General features: G+C 43.5%; 9 protein-coding genes. 5 read left to right on the forward strand and 4 right to left on the reverse strand.

What is annotated here, in order from left to right; translation table 11 throughout:
* Nucleotides 1–4 precede the first annotated feature (4 nt).
* On the forward strand, nt 5–1,339 hold the full coding sequence (locus RMY64_RS07695) for a 50S ribosome-binding GTPase (RefSeq protein ID WP_322699746.1): 1,335 nt from the start codon (nt 5–7) through the stop codon (nt 1,337–1,339).
* Nucleotides 1,340–1,620: 281 nt separating this feature from the next.
* A complete protein-coding gene (locus tag RMY64_RS07700; protein ID WP_322669217.1) occupies nt 1,621–2,499 on the forward strand; it encodes a manganese catalase family protein in 879 nt (292 codons plus the stop codon).
* 410 nt (nt 2,500–2,909) lie between these two features.
* Here the strand turns inward: RMY64_RS07700 and RMY64_RS07705 are convergent, their stop codons facing one another.
* Complete coding sequence (locus tag RMY64_RS07705) at nt 2,910–4,139, reverse strand: DUF4336 domain-containing protein (RefSeq protein WP_322670504.1); 1,230 nt, start codon at nt 4,137–4,139, stop codon at nt 2,910–2,912.
* A gap of 445 nt (nt 4,140–4,584) precedes the next feature.
* Between RMY64_RS07705 and RMY64_RS07710 the strand changes: the two genes are divergently transcribed.
* Nucleotides 4,585–4,974 carry a hypothetical protein gene (locus RMY64_RS07710; RefSeq protein ID WP_322670503.1) on the forward strand — a complete coding sequence of 130 codons (390 nt, stop codon included), beginning with the start codon at nt 4,585–4,587 and terminating at the stop codon, nt 4,972–4,974.
* 69 nt (nt 4,975–5,043) lie between these two features.
* Here the strand turns inward: RMY64_RS07710 and ptsP are convergent, their stop codons facing one another.
* The 3 genes from ptsP to RMY64_RS07725 all read right to left on the reverse strand — a co-directional run bounded on the left by ptsP (nt 5,044) and on the right by RMY64_RS07725 (nt 13,292).
* A complete protein-coding gene (ptsP, locus tag RMY64_RS07715) occupies nt 5,044–7,557 on the reverse strand; it encodes a phosphoenolpyruvate--protein phosphotransferase (protein WP_322699747.1) in 2,514 nt (837 codons plus the stop codon).
* A 61-nt stretch (nt 7,558–7,618) separates the two neighbouring features.
* Nucleotides 7,619–8,815 (reverse strand): hypothetical protein, encoded by a 1,197-nt coding sequence (locus tag RMY64_RS07720; RefSeq protein ID WP_322699748.1) that lies wholly within the window; start codon nt 8,813–8,815, stop codon nt 7,619–7,621.
* A gap of 349 nt (nt 8,816–9,164) precedes the next feature.
* A complete protein-coding gene (locus tag RMY64_RS07725) occupies nt 9,165–13,292 on the reverse strand; it encodes a calcium-binding protein (protein WP_322699749.1) in 4,128 nt (1,375 codons plus the stop codon).
* 1,108 nt (nt 13,293–14,400) lie between these two features.
* Between RMY64_RS07725 and RMY64_RS07730 the strand changes: the two genes are divergently transcribed.
* A complete protein-coding gene (locus RMY64_RS07730; protein ID WP_322684479.1) occupies nt 14,401–14,859 on the forward strand; it encodes a M67 family metallopeptidase in 459 nt (152 codons plus the stop codon).
* 279 nt (nt 14,860–15,138) lie between these two features.
* Nucleotides 15,139–16,311, forward strand: a complete 1,173-nt coding sequence (gene moeB / locus RMY64_RS07735; protein ID WP_322670498.1) for a molybdopterin-synthase adenylyltransferase MoeB — start codon at nt 15,139–15,141, stop codon at nt 16,309–16,311.
* Nucleotides 16,312–16,431 lie beyond the last annotated feature (120 nt).

Below are 16,431 nucleotides of genomic sequence, written 5' to 3' on the forward strand. Positions count from 1 at the left end.
GAAAATGACTGAGCAACGTGATGCTGATTTACCATCAACTGATTCTCAGCAATTGAACGAACCGACCGACAAAACGATTGCCAAGTCGGCCGATAATTCCTGGACAAATCAGATTGCTGGCGTATGGAACAAAGCAACAACACGTCTAACACAACACCTACCCGTAGAACAACTGGCACAGACAGTTGTCGAATGGTTTAGTGTCAGCGATACTCAGGTTGCAGAGATTTTAGAGAAAATCCGAGCCGAACTGCCAACCACAGAAGCCCTCTTAATTGGTAAACCTCAAGCTGGGAAAAGTTCTATTGTGAGGGGATTGACGGGAGTTTCTGCTGAAATTATCGGTCAAGGATTTCGCCCCCACACGCAACACACCCAGCGCTACGCCTATCCTTCCAATGACCTGCCGTTACTGATTTTTACTGATACAGTGGGGCTGGGTGATGTCAAACAAGATACTCAAAAAATTATTCAAGAGTTAGTTGGCGATTTACAACAGGAAACTCGTTCCGCCAGAATCCTGCTTTTGACGGTTAAAATTAATGATTTTGCAACTGATACCTTACGACAAATTGCTCAACAACTGCGCCAGAAGTATCCAGACATTCCCTGTCTGCTGGTAGTTACCTGCTTGCACGAAGTTTATCCTGGCAACACCGTCGATCATCCCGCCTATCCGCCAGATTATCAAGAAGTCAACCGCGCATTTGCCGCAATCCAACAAGCCTTTGCAGGAATAAGCGATCGCTCTGTACTGATTGACTTTACCTTAGAAGAAGATGGCTACACTCAAGTATTTTATGGCTTAGAAGCACTGCGAGATTCTTTAGCAGAACTACTCCCACAAGCAGAAGCCCAAGCGATTTATCAGCTATTAGATCGAGAAGAAGTTGGCAAGCAAATTGGCAACCTTTACCGAGATACTGCCCGCCGTTATATTTTGCCATTTGCGATTATGTCTGCAACTCTGGCTGCCGTACCTCTACCATTTGCCACAATGCCCGTACTCACTGCCTTGCAAGTATCAATGATGGGACTGTTGGGTAAATTATATGGGCAGACAGTTACTCCCTCTCAAGCAGGAGGCGTTGTGAGTGCGATCGCAGGTGGTTTTTTCGCACAGGCAATTGCCCGTGAGTTAATTAAATTTATACCAGGTTTTGGGAGTGCGATCGCAGCTTCTTGGGCAGCCGCTTATACTTGGGCACTAGGCGAAGCAGCCTGTGTTTACTTTGGCGATCTAATGGGAGGTAAGAAACCCGATCCTCAAAAAATTCAGTTAGTGATGCAAGAAGCATTTAAAGCGGCGCAAGAACGGTTTAAGGAAATCAAACTTTAGGAGTAGTTGCAATCCAGTTCAGGTGATTTGATTTTGAATTTTTTTGAATTCTTTCTCAAAACAAATTAAAGCTTTCTGAAATCCATTCCTAGACAGAACTATAAAGAAAAAAGCCCTAGTCGAAATACTTATTTAAAAGTATTTTTTATATCTGACTAGAGGCTGATGAAGATAAAGCATTTGATTAGTTTCCTAGATAAGGAGAGGCTACGCAAAATCGGATAAAAGTTTGGCAACTGTTTGATTTTGTGTCAGCATCTGCAATTAACAGAGGAATTCAAATGTTTTATCACAATAAGAAACTCCAGTATTTTAAGCCGCCAGAAAAACCAGATGCGGTTTATGCAATGAAAATTCAAGAACTCATCGGCGGTACTTTTGGTGAAATGACCGTGATGATGCAGTATCTGTTTCAGGGCTGGAACTGTCGAGGCCCTGCCAAGTACCGGGATATGCTGCTAGATGTTGGGACTGAGGAAATCGGTCACATTGAGATGCTGGCAACGATGATTGCCCATCTTCTAGATAAAGCGCCGCTCAAAATGCAAGAAGAAAGTGTCAAAGATGCGGTTGTGGGTGCTGTCATGGGCGGTAGTAACCCACGGGATGTAATTATGGCGGCGGCGATGAACCCCCAACACGCCATTGTCTCTGGTTTAGGTGCAACACCATCTGATAGCGTCGGCTATCCTTGGAATGGTCGTTTTATTGTCTCCAGTGGCAACTTGTTGGCAGATTTCCGGTCTAATCTCCACGCTGAAAGTCAGGGACGTTTGCAAGCAGTACGACTGTATGAAATGACGGACGATCCAGGGGTGAAAGATACCTTGAGCTTTATGATCGCTCGTGATACGATGCATCAAAACTTGTGGCTAGCAACCATTGAAGATTTAGAAAGTTCTGGACTGGAAACCACTCCGGTTCCCAGTTCCTTCCCGTTGGAATTGGAGAAACGCGAGTTTTCTTATCAGTTCTGGAATCACTCAGAAGGCACAGAAAGCGCCGAAGGTCGTTGGGCAAAAGGCCCCTCAATGGATGGCAAAGGCGAATTCGAGTATGTGGAAAATCCCCAACCACTAGGCCCAGAACCGCAACCTCCTGTGCCCGATCCACGACTGCATGGTACCTCGAAAATGCCACTGGCACAAGGCGACCTTTAAAGCGCACCCCCTTTGATTGACCGTATAACAAATATCGGTGGCTAATCATATTTCCAGCAATACCATTCTACAAAACACCTGATACAGATATATAGCTTTGGTAGCACAGCTAGCTGTGTTACCTGCATCCAAAGGAGAACGCTGTATTGCAATATGATTCAGTTAACGTGAGTTCGACAAGCCCTTTTTTGACCTCTCCCCCAACCCCTCTTGGACACCCAGAGGGGAGCCAAAACCCTAATTTCTCGTTGCTCCTCCCTTTCCCCGTGGGAGAGGGAGGTTGGGAGGGAGAGGTTTATCGAACTCACGTTCAGTTAAGGATAATTGGTCTTTCAAGACGCGATAAATCGCGTCTCTACATCATCAGGGTTTTGGGTTTATCTGAACTGTATTGCGCTATATCGTCTCTCCTACACTTTCTCCTTGGCTGCTGGCACAATGCCAAACTTATTTAAACCTGCATCGATTTCCCTAAGTGTTTTAAAATCTTCTTCTGGTAAAGGATAGCTGCTACTGCCGATCAAATCTCCACTGACAGTAGGCTGCTTTTCTAAAAAAGAGAAAGCTTGGCGAAACTGATGCGGTTTAGCTTTAATTGGTGAATCAAAGTGGCAGGGAATTATCCACTCGAAGTCCCAACTTATAACTTTATTAGCCCAGTCAATGGTTTCTTGTGGTGCGCGATTGAGAATCAACGTTTGTAAAATTGGTGCGACAAATAAACGCCCATCACCTCGCAGGGCATCAAACGATCGCTGCCAATCTGACTGCCATTTAAAGGGATACAATCCAAAATAAGCTTTTCTTGAGCGTTCTGGAGCTTTCAAGGCATCTTGCAATACATGATTCCATTGGCGTATATCTAATGTGCTTGGTTGAAAGTACAAAGCAAACAGACAGATGCGCTGCCAACCCTTACGGCGATTTGCCTGACTATCTGCAACAATATCAGAAGCATAATCCTTGGCATGGAATAATAAAGGATATGGATCTAAGAGAACGATCGCGGGTGGATCTTCTGGAATCGAAAGTACAGAATCCGTGACTAAAAGAGTATGCGATCGCTTGTGGAAAAAAGCAACTTCTGCAAACCTTCCAGGGCCAAGACCAATGGGGCCTAGCATTGCATAATCAAACTCGTCAGCAAAGGGGGTTTTGCAACTATCTTCTGGAAGTACTTGAGTTCGTTTTGGGGGTAAGCCAAGCCAGCTAAGGGGAAGATTTAGCGGGAAACTCCACTGATGGGGAGCCACAAACACCTGTGCAGTCGGAAAGTATCTGGCGAAGGGGCCAACAAAAACTTTGTGTTCTATACCAGAGATAGTTGGCAGAATGATGTACTTAATGTCGCCATATTTCACCACCAACTCATTCACAAGTCTTATGCACTCTAGCGTTGGTGCAACAGGCGCATAGACCAGAAGTCCCCCGGTTTCCAACTTCACAACAGTCATCCGAATCGGGACAACAACGTAGAAAATGCCTTGAATCTGGTCAAAATTCCAGATTGTGTCCTTAAGTACTTCTTGACGAATTGTCTGCCGCCTACCGTAGGGGTAGAGTGGCACAACAGGCCATAATCCCCAGGAAAAATCCTTTGGATAAATATGTTGTGTATTGACTATGCGTTCATCAGCCACTCTGCAACCCCCTCCAAATTCGCAATACTCAAATTGTTTTTATTTGCTCTCCACGAAGTTGGAGTTTAGCAAATAGTTGAGATAATAATACCAATTTGTAATTCGTACTACTCCTCAAAGGCAAGAAGCAAGCTACGTAAGTAGTAATTCGTAATTAAGAGGGGTTAGATTTCATCTGGATTTTCAATTTTGAATCTGTAGGTCTTTTTGTAAATGGTATAACCTAGCTCAATACTTGTTGGGTTTTGGGGAAAAGGGTAAAGGGGAAAGAAAAAACCTTTACCCTTTTCCCTTTAACCTTTCCCCCTGCTCCCCTACTGGCTATTTGTATCAACCTGAAAGTGAAATAGTATTACCAAAGGGAGATGCCAAGGCACTGAGATTCTTTTTATGCGTCTCATAAAGAATTGGTATCAGTCCTAAAAACAATTAATTGGAGAATAACGTGAAAATAGCGATTATTGCTAAAACATTAATTACATCTATAGGTTTATTAACTTTGCTTGCCCCAAGTCAAGCATCGGCTCAACTGATACCGCAACCTTGGGTTTCAGTCGGTGGAAAAGATGGTGATATAACTTATGCTGTCGGAGCTAGGGCTTTGAATTTCGGGGTTGAAGTCGGAACTGGCGCTGATGGTGCTACGGGAGTAGATGTTTTAAAATTTATCAATTTGCCTGTAATTTCACCTTATGTAGGAATTGGGCTTTATTCAGAGGATAAAGGCGTTGCAGTTTCAGGTGGCGTTCAGGTAGGTGCTACTAATAACGTTTTTGTTGGTGCTGGTTACAATTCTGTTCGTGGCTTTAACGGGCAACTGGGAATAAGATTTTAACTAATTCGTAATTCGTAATGACGTTCGCACAGTATCTCCGAGAGAGCGTCATTATCAATTGCGAATTCATTATGCAGGGGGAGTAATTGAAGTTGAGATTAGTTCTCTAACATGCTTTGCGGAATCTTGTTGTAATGCTGATGCCACGATCGCTTCACTTTCAACTATACTCAACCGAGCGATCGCCTGTTTCACTCCAGGTATACTTTGGGGATTTACGCTCAACTCATCCAGTCCTAAACCTAATAAAATTGGTGTTGCTAAAGTATCTGCTGCCAATTCTCCACATAATCCTACCGAAATTCCCGCCGTATGGGCAGCTTGGACAGTTTGTTGCACCATTCGCAACACGGCTGGATGTAGTGCATCAACCAAATTTGCCACCCTGGGATTAGTGCGATCGCTAGCCATGACGTACTGACTCAGATCGTTAGTCCCGATACTAAAGAAGTCTACTTCCGCAGCTAACCGATCGGCGATCGCTACTGCTGATGGAACCTCCACCATAATTCCGACTTTCATTGCTGCATCAAATGCGATACCTGCTTGATTTAGTTCAGCCTGCACTTCGCCCAAAATTACCTTAGCTGCACGTACTTCAGTTACAGTCGCAATCATCGGCAACATGATTTTAATTTGGTGTCCGACACTAGCTCTTAAAATTGCCCGTAACTGAGTTTTGAAGAGTTCTGGACGATCTAAACAGAAACGAATTCCCCGCCAACCTAAAAAAGGGTTAGCTTCTGGCAACCCTATTTTAATATAGGGAAGTGGCTTATCACCACCGACATCTAAAGTACGAATAATTAGCGGTCGATTATCTAAAACTTGAGCGATCGCCTGATAGACTGCTAATTGTTCTTCTTCAGTCGGGGCGCTTGTCCTATCTAAATACAGAAACTCAGTGCGGAGTAGTCCCACACCTTCTGCACCGCTAGCCACCGCAACTTGCACATCATTGATACTACCAATATTGGCGAAGACGCTAATTTGCCGACCATCACGAGTAATCGCTGGCTGATGTGCCGTAGCTCGTGCTTCCTGTTGGGCAGTTTGCCAAGCTGATTGCTTTGCTGCCAGTAAATCCAAGATGTCTGATTCTGGTTCTACCCAAGCTCTGCCACTTTCACCATCAAGTGCCATCAGTGTACCATCTGCCAAGTGCAACACTTGGGCATCCACTCCCAAAACTGCCGGAATACCCAACGTCCGGGCGATAATGGCGCTGTGAGATGTGGCACTGCCTGAAGTCGTACAAATACCCAACACCTTTGTCGGATCTAGTCCAGCGGTATCTGAGGGAGTTAAATCAGTTGCAACTAAAATCGCGGGTGACTCAAGATGCAGGTTAGCCGCAGCATTCCCAGCGAGTAATCGCAGCACTCTTTGCCCAACATCTACAACATCGTCAACTCGTTCTTGCAGATAAGAATCTTCAAGTGCGCGGTAGGAAGTCGCTACGTCATCGACTACAGCTTGCCAAGCTGCTTCAGCATTTATATGGTTGTCTAAAATGCGTTGATGAGCCGCTTCTAACAGTACTGGATCTTCTAAAAATAGTAATTGGGCATCAAAGATGGCGGCTTCAGCATCACCAATTTGCAGAGATGCTTGTGAGAAAACTGCTTGAATTTCTTGTCGGGCAGTGTTAATCGCTGCCTGTAATCGTTGCCACTCTGCATCAGGATCGTTTACGTGGTATTCCGTAATAGAAACGTGGGTAGGTTGATAATGAACAACAGGTGCGATCGCTACTCCTGGAGAAGCTGCAATCCCCGAAAGTTCGCCGGAAGTTATTGGTGTAACTTCATGGTGTGCTGGTGGAGAATTCAAGGCAACATTATCTTCACCAAAGTTATTGGCAAATAATATCTGTAATGCAGCCAGCGCCTCATCTGCATCAGAACCAGTGGCAGTAATCAGCAGTTCGTGTCCTTGACGCACCCCTAAAGTTGTGACTTGGTTAATACTGTCACCCCTGACTAGCTCAGTATTTCTTGTTAAATTCCGTACCAGAATTTGAGATTGAAACCGGGCTGCGGTTGCCACAAACTGGGCGGCTGGGCGGGCGTGTAATCCTAAGCGATTGCTCACAATCAGCCGGATTTCTCGTGTTGGCGATTCTATATTGGTTGTTATTGGACTGACAACAGACAACGGCCTACTAATTACATCCAATTGAGTTGCTTTGGCGAGAAGTGCGCCGCGTGCTTCCGCCATAACTTGGTGAATATCTCTACCAGCCGCCGCCGCTACTACAGCAGCGATCGCGCCTTCTACTAGAGGTGCTTCACACAAATATACTTTCTCCTGCTGTGCTTCTGGCAAAAACTCGATTGCCATTTCCGCACTCAGCAAAGCACTACCCAAATCCATCAACACCAAGACACCATCATCAGAAAAAACAGAAGCGATCGCCTCATAAACCTGAATCGGATCGGTACCCAATGGATTTTCCGGATCTTCAATACCTGCTGCAACAGCAATGGGAACTTGGCCTTGAACCATCTGCGCGGCGAGTTCCCGCACGCCCAAAGCTAGTTGTTTACTGTGAGAAACGATAACAATTGCGATCGCGGCCACACCGTCAACCTTGTTGAGAGGTTTGCGTTTAGCTAGTTATCCATTTCATTTTCCCATTCCGCTACAATTGCAACTGCCCGAAAATATTCCGGTCTTTCCAGCTAGAAATACGAATAAAATAGCCTTCTTTTACGGAAATACGTGGTTTCCACTCATAAACTCCATCGCTAGCAGTACGGGAAGAAATGTTTTGGATAAGTTTGTTCCCATCGTACAACTTAATCGAGACATCGCCATCAAAATTATCCCGCCACAATATTAAAAAAGGCTGATCCTTCTTTGGAAGTACTTTACCAACTGGTTGAGCGATCGAGATTTTTGGCGCAATCTGATTTTTGCTTTTCTTACGGAATCCCAGATAATGAGGTAAATGTCGGAAAGTAGGATTTTCTTGCAGATTAGACAGTTGGGGAACAATAATGTTTCCCTTCTGGGAATTGAACAAATAAGTTGATTTACCGCCATCAACGGTAATAATATCGCTTTTGACTCCTAATTTACGTAATAAATCGGCTGCCTCATCCAGAGTTGCTTGGTTCACCGTCATAATCAACAAAAGCTCGTCACCTTTAACACCATCTTTATTCAGAGTACCGATGACTTGATATTTATTCACTTGGTTTTGGGCTAATACTTTCGCCGGATGATCGCTATATCGGTAAGTGACAATCGCATTCTTCACTGCTTTTTGGTTAAGAGGCGCACCGCTAGCTTGGTTGTAATCGGTAATATATGCCTGCTTATCATCCCAGACTAAGGTTTTGAGGCGAATATTACGATAATATTTATCTTTTGGTTCCTTGATTGGGCCATAAGGGCTAGTGCCACCAGTGATGACTACACCATTAAGTTTAATCGGAAAGGATAATTGAGTACTAGATTGGTATTGTTCAAAGAAAGAACAATTAATCAGCGAAAAAACGTTGTTTGCGTAAAGTTTTTTATATTCGTCTGCAACATCAGAAAACAATTTATTTTGGAAAAAAGGGCTGTAATATTCACCTTCTCCTTGATAATATTTTCCTTCATTTAGACCCATATTATCTACCTCTCCGATAATTTGGTCTATGTGCATTTTACGAAGATTAATAACTTGTAAATATGCTTCATTACCATTCGTTAATTGTTTTTTATATAAAGCTGCTCCGTCTACAGCTTGGAGAGGCTGATAAGAAGATAAAGGGTTGAAAGTTTGGGCAATCCAAAAGCTACTCAGAATCGGCAGCAAAAAAAGCAGTAAATTGATTAGAGCATTCATCGTCTCGCGATCGCAATTCCACAAAAAGTTGTTGTTACTACTTTAAGGCTAATGAGTTTTGATGCCTGCGCCCTGCAATACAAAGGACGGGCTTTTCGGCCCATCCCACAAAACTAACAAAATCATCCCGCAAATATGCAACGGCGGCGATTAAAATTAAAAACGCAGACATAATCAAATTTAGCCAATAACATCTGCAAACCATCCAGACTCATATCGAAAGTTGAGAAATAAAACTCAACATCTACTCTTTGTTAACAGTAATTGCATTGAGCGCTATCGTTTGCAAGGTGCTTTTGTAAGCACCTCACAACCCTTGTCGCTTAACGATTAGAGAATCTGATTACGATTAAACAAGCACAAAATTCTTTTCGGCTAATGACAGTCCAGCAGATAGTTGGGCAAATTTTACTTGAGTAAACTCAGCCGCACTGCCGTCCTGGTCAAAGTATAGCCCACCTGTAGAATTATCATAAATAAATCGTTGATTGCTTGTTGTTGCAGATGTTCCGATGGTGAACTGAGCATCCGAGAGTGAACCTATTAATAACCCGCCACCAAAACCATTAGCATATACTTGAATCAGTTCATTAGTAGTGTTGAAGTCATAAATAGTGTCAACACCCTCATTGTAATTATAGAAACCAAAGGTATCAGTCCCATCCCCTCCAATTAGGCTGTCATTACCGTTTCCACCTTGGAGGATATTATTGCCATTGCTCCCAACAATATTGTCATCATAGCTCGTACCTGAGATATTTAATTGCTCAATATTGTTGTAGTTAACACGATACATGCCCACCGTAATTGTTCCAGTGTTAGTAGTAGCATTAAATGTCGAAGTGATTCCCCCAGAAGCAAAGTAGTAATTGGTGAACAACGAATCATTACCATTACCCCCATCTACTGTTTGAGTCACTAAATCAGACAGGTTACTATCTATGGAACTAGCGATTAGATTGAATGAATCATTGCCATCACCCCCAGACAGAAGGTTATCACCTGTTGAACTGCTAAAGCTCAACTTGTCGTCACCAGCGCCTCCTTCTAGCGTGTTATTACCAGACGGGCGAGAGTCGGAGTAGTCGTTGGAGTTATAGCTGTCATAGCCACCAGAGATATCAAGCTCATCATTGCCATCACCCCCAGAAAGCAGGTTATCGCCTTTTGAACCACCAGCGCTCAAGCGATCGTCACCAGCACCTCCGTTGAGAGTGTTATTGCCTAATGAGCGAGAGTCCGAAGAGTCTGTGGGATTATTCTCGTTGTAGCCGCCAAAAATGGTAAGAGAATCATTGCCATCGCCCCCAGAAAGCAGGTTATCACCTTTTAAACCACCAGCACTCAAGATGTCGTTACCTGCACCTCCGTTGAGAGTGTTATTGCCTAATGAGCGAGAGTCGGAGATGTAGCCGTAGTTATTCCTGTAGCTGCCAGAAATGTCAAGAGAATCATTGCCATCGCCCCCAGAGAGCAGGTTATCACCTTTTGAACCGCTAGCACTCAACGTGTCGTTACCTGTACCTCCGTTGAGAGTGTTATTGCCTAATGAGCGAGAGTCGAATTTGTCGAATGTGCCACTGAATGTGTCGCTGAATATCCTGCCAGAGATATCAAGAGAATCATTACCATCGTCCCCCAAGAGCAGGTTATCGCCTGTTGAACTGATAGCACTCAAGGTATCGTCACCAATACCTCCGTCAAGGGTGTTATTTCCCGCACCACCTCTGAGCAGGTCATTACCGCTCAACCCGTCGATGATGTCGTCACCCCCCTGACCATTGATGACATCATTAGAGTTGTCAAAACCCGTAATGTTGTTATCCAGGTCATTAAGGAAGGTAACAGTGTTCCTGTTGAACACAGTAGTTTGAGTGGAATCAGCATCAAACACATCAAAACTGTCGCTGATGCTGGTTTGTCCATTAAACAGGATATTGCCAATAGCTGGTCGTGAAGAAGTTGCTGGTAGATTATCCAGGTTTTCTAACTTAAAGTTTTGTAGAATAACTTTCCTGTCATTACCGAAACCTTCAAAGGTAATTTCTAAGTTGTTACCATTTTGAGTTAATTGCAGATTTTCAGCAGTAAAACCTATAAATTGCAAAGTGTCTAAGGAGGCAATTACGGTTGCTGAGGGATTTGAACCTTTACCTATGCCACCGAAATCGGTGATAATATCAATGTTAGTGCCGTCATAGGAGCTATCGCTCAAGCTATAAACAAATTTATCATTGCCCGTGCCACCAGTTAGGGTGTCCTTCCCACTCTCACCTGCCAAGATATCATTACCTGCACCGCCAATAATCGTATCTTTGCCATAGCTCCCAAAGAGCGTATCGTTACCATCGTTCCCCACAATAAAATCATCGAACTGTGTACCTGAGATATTTAATCGTTCGATGTTCTTGTAGTTAACTTGATTTGTGCCCGCCGTAATTACTCCCTTGTTTGTAGCAGCATTGAATGTCGTTGCGATCCCCTTTGTAATATTGACATTGGAGATGTAATCAACGGACAATACATCGTCACCCGCTCCCCCATCGATTGTATCTTTGCCAGTATTGCCTGTTGAAAGCGTATCGTTGCCACTATTGCCAACAATATTGTCGTCGAAAGCTGTACCTGAGATATTTAATTGTTCGATATTCTTGTAGTTAACCTGATTTGTGCCCGCCGTAATTACTCCCTTGTTTGTAGTGGCATTGAATGTTGTTGCGATCGCCCCTGTAGGATTGCTGTACCTGTAATCAACGGACAATAGATCCTCACCTGCTCCCCCATCGATTGTATCTTTGCCATCATATCCCCCAGAGAGCGTATCGTTCGCACTGCTTCCTACAATATTGTCGTCGTAAGCTGTACCTAAGATATTCAATCGTTCGATATTCTTGTAATTAACCTGATATGTGCCTGCCGTAATTTCTACATTGTTTGTAGTGGCATTGAATGTCGTTGAAATACCCGCTGTAGCGAAACTGTAATCAACGGATAAAAAATCGTCACCTGCTCCCCCATCTATCGTTTGAATTGCTAAATCAGAGAGGGGAGTATCTGAGGATTTGGTACTTAGATAGAAGGAATCATTGCCATCGCCCCCAGAGAACAAGTTATTGCCTGTTGAATAATTAGCAGTCAATGTATCGTCACCCGCGCCACCGTTGAGGATGTTATTGCCTGAAGAAAGGTAATAAAATTCTCGACCGCTATAGTTGATAATATCGCCAGATATCGAGAGGGAATCATTACCATCACCCCCAGACAGTAAGTTATTGCCTGTTGAAATGCCAGCATTCAAGGTATCGTTACCAGCACCACCGTTGAGGGTGTTATTGCCTGATGCCTTAAAATTAGGGTCTCCTCTATAAGTTGTAATTCCAGAGGTGGAGAGAGAATCATTGCCATCGCCTCCAGCAAGTAAGTTATTCCCTGATGGAGACTGAGCATTCAAGGTATCGTCACCAGCACCTCCTTCTAGGGTGTTATTACCTGAGGAGGGGTAATAAATGTTAGGGCTGAAGCTGCTATAAGCATTAGAAGTGGAAAGAGAATCATTACCTTCGCTCCCAAAAAGTAAGTTATTCCCGGATGTTGCCCCAGCATCCAAGGTATCATCACCAACGCCACCCTTGAGGGTGTTAGCGCCTGTTGAAAATTCAACATCTAAGCGATCGTTTCCAGTACCACCAATGAGGGAGTCATTGCCCGCACCACCCACGAGGGAGTGATTACCTGTGGAAGAGTCATTACCCGTACCGCCTATGAGAATATCATTCCCCGCACTACCAATGAGGGAGTCATTGCCCGCACCACCTCTGAGTGTGTCGTTGCCACTTAAGCCGTCAATGAGGTCATCCCCGCCCTGACCATTGATGACATCATCTGAGTTATCAAAGCCGCTAACATTATTCTTCAGGTCATTAAGAAAAGTGACTGTGTTCTTATTGAAGATAGTGCTTTGGGTGGAGTTGGCATTGAACACATCAAAGCTATCTGTGGTGCTAGTTTGTGTATTAAATAAGATATTGCCCAAGTCTACAGTGGCCCCTGTAGATTTGCTCAAGTTTTCCAGGTTTTCCAGGGCAAAGTTTTGCAGGATAACTGAGTTATCAATAAACCTCAAATAAGCATCCCCTGCAAAGCTGATTTCCAAATTGTTGCCTTTTTGGGTCAATAACAAATTTTGGGCAGTGGTGCCATCGCCCTCGAATGCTAGGGTATCCACTTCGGCAATGACTGCTGCTGTCGGGTTTGTTCCTTTACCTACACCACCAAAATCGGTGACGATCGCAATATTGTTGTTGTTGTTATAGTAGTAGTAGAAGACGAATTTATCATTGCCGCCTCCACTAGTCAAGGTGTCGTTGCCACCGTTCGGATATATAGTATCGTTGCCTGCTTTAGCGTTAATCGTATCCGCCTCATCATAACTACCCTGTAGGGTCTCATTACCGTTGGTTCCAATGATATTTGCCATAACTTTTACCTTTCTAAATCGTTTTTTTCAGTAACTTCAGTTATCAATTTGTAGATTGTGCTGTTTAAGGGCGCAAAAATTCACCGAAATCTACATAATTTATACGTCACCCTTCAATAACAGTAAATTTCTGAAAAATTTCCCCAATTTCAAGGTTTTTACGTATACTTCTTTGACCTCAAACTATTTAAGTCTTAAGCACTGTACAAATTAATTAGCGTGTGAATTTGCAAGATCTGGTCATTTCAGGTTTTTATCATCCTTTTTGAGTAAAAATTACTCTTTTAAGTACCAAAAAATTCAGCTTCAATACCTAAAATTCTTTCTTCATATTTATTTTTTGCCAGCGCCTAAGTTTTACTAGAAGATAAAAATAATCAACAATTGACTCTTAATCGGGAAAAGATTTTGATGCCTTCCTTGTAGGCTGTTATCCGTGGGCATCTAGCTTGAAAATACAGAACATCTCAAGAACCTCAAAAGAACTACACAGTCAATATCATACTTAGATGTTTCTACTTAAATACTCATCTTTGCATACTCTTCACATTACTTGCTGAAAAATATATACACAAGTATTGAGCTTTGTATATTCTTTATATTCTTCTGTGTCTAGGCAATAAGAAAGTAGAACCTAGTAGGTAAATATTTTAACAAGTAATAAAAAATACATATATTTATTTTTGAAGGCTGCGATCGCCTGTGGTTTTTGCTAGCTACGTCTTGGTTAACTTATACTACGATGAGAGCGATCGCCTGCCAATATATATCCGTGCAAGAATCGCTATGGGTTATAAAAATTATCAACGCAGATATAAACAAACTTAACCAAGAATCCTGCAAATCATTCGCACTCATGCCGAAAGTTAAGGAACCAAACCCAACATTTACTCTCTGTTAGCACTAATTGCATTGAACAATCGAATGGGGGGTTGTTTATAAGTACCTCCCATTTCATGCCTGGAGCGCTAATTAAGATTAGACAACCACAAATAAGAAAGCATAATTCAGTAGGTAAATATTTTGATGGTTTTTACTAGGCTACGCGTGTCAATGTATTGTATTTAAGCAAGAATTGTTAAAAGTTGCTAAAATCACAAACGCAGACATGATTCAACTTAGCCAAGAACACTTGCAAATCATCCGCACCCATGCCGAAAGCACCTACCCAGATGAGTGCTGTGGTATAATTTTGGGCTATCTGGCTAGTGAGGGCAAAACTGTGGTAGAAGTCATGCCAACAGAAAATGCTTGGAATACAAAAGCGGCTGCTGAATTTCCAGGGGAAGGCACAACAGAAAGTAAAAGACGGCAATATACGATCGCACCCGAAGTTATGCTAAAAACACAAAGGGAAGCACGCGATCGCTCACTGAACATTATCGGCATTTTTCACTCCCACCCAGATCATCCTGCTATACCCTCAGAATGCGATCGCCTATACGCTTGGCAGGGATACTCGTATATAATAGTTTCCGTCCAAAACGGCAAAGCTGGAGAACTACAAAGCTGGAGCCTTGATGATACTCATCAGTTTCAAATAGAGGCAATTGAAAATATAAAATAACCGGCTTAGTTTAAAGACAGTCACTCATCGCGGTTTTCGCCGCTATCACAGATGAAAATTCGTCTTTCCCACTCCTATCTCCATATAATATCATGTCCGCCAAATTACCCATAATAAAAGAACCCCACCCCCAACCCCTCCCCGCTTTTCGGGAGGGGAGACAAAGCACAGCTTTGGCGGGGTGGGGTTCTTCGGGTTTAATAAGCAATCAAGCGGACATGATATAAGATCCAGTTTTTCGATAGGATTAATATTCCGCTTTCCCACATCATAACTGCTATGCTCAATCCCAATCTGGACGAAATCCAGTTGACCAAAGACGATTACGAACGCTACTCCCGACACCTGATTTTACCGGAAGTAGGACTAGAGGGACAGAAGCGCCTGAAAGCCGCTAGTGTAATGTGTATCGGTACAGGTGGACTCGGTTCACCACTACTTTTATATTTGGCGGCGGCGGGTATTGGACGCATCGGAATTGTCGATTTTGATATTGTCGATACTTCTAATCTGCAACGCCAAGTAATTCACGGGACATCCTGGGTGGGTAAACCTAAAATTGAATCGGCAAAAAACCGGATTCACGAGATTAACCCCTATTGTCAGGTTGATTTATACGAAACTCGGCTGACTTCCGAAAACGCCTTGGAACTGATTCAACCTTACGATATCGTCGTGGATGGTACTGATAACTTCCCCACCAGATATCTAGTTAATGACGCCTGCGTATTGCTGAATAAGCCCAACGTCTACGGTTCAATTTTACGCTTTGAAGGGCAAGCTACTGTATTTAATTACGAAGGTGGCCCGAATTATCGTGATCTTTTCCCAGAACCACCACCACCAGGAATGGTTCCTTCTTGTGCAGAAGGTGGCGTTTTGGGAATTTTGCCAGGAATTATTGGTTTAATCCAGGCAACCGAAGCTGTTAAAATCATTCTGGGACAAGGCAACACTCTTAGCGGGCGATTGCTGCTATACAACGCCTTGGATATGAAATTTCGGGAGTTAAAGCTGCGTCCGAACCCGATTCGCCCAGTGATTGAAAAGCTGATAGACTACGAAGAATTCTGCGGGATTCCACAAGCTAAGGCAGAGGAGGCAAAACAGCAGATGGAAAGTCAAGAAATGACCGTCAAGGATTTGAAAGAGTTGCTGGATAGCGGTGCAAAGGATTTTGTACTGCTGGATGTCCGCAACCCCCATGAGTACGACATTGCCAAGATTCCGGGTTCAGTGTTGGTGCCCTTACCAGACATTGAAAATGGCAATGGCGTTGCTAAGGTGAAGGAAATATTGAACGGCCACCGCCTAATTGCTCATTGTAAGATGGGCGGGCGATCGGCAAAAGCTCTCGCCATCCTTAAGGAATCCGGGATTGTAGGGACAAATGTTAAAGGCGGAATTACCGCTTGGAGTCGAGAAATCGATCCTTCAGTTCCAGAGTATTAACAAAGAGAGGCAGGAGGCACAAGGAAGGGTTAAAGGGGAAGGGTGAAAGGGGAAAGGAGAATATCTGTCCTTTTCCCTTTAACCTTTTCCCTTTGCCCCTCTTCTTCTGCCGTGAGCAGA

Source organism: Nostoc sp. DedQUE08, from assembly GCF_034530895.1.
Lineage (GTDB): Bacteria > Cyanobacteriota > Cyanobacteriia > Cyanobacteriales > Nostocaceae > Nostoc.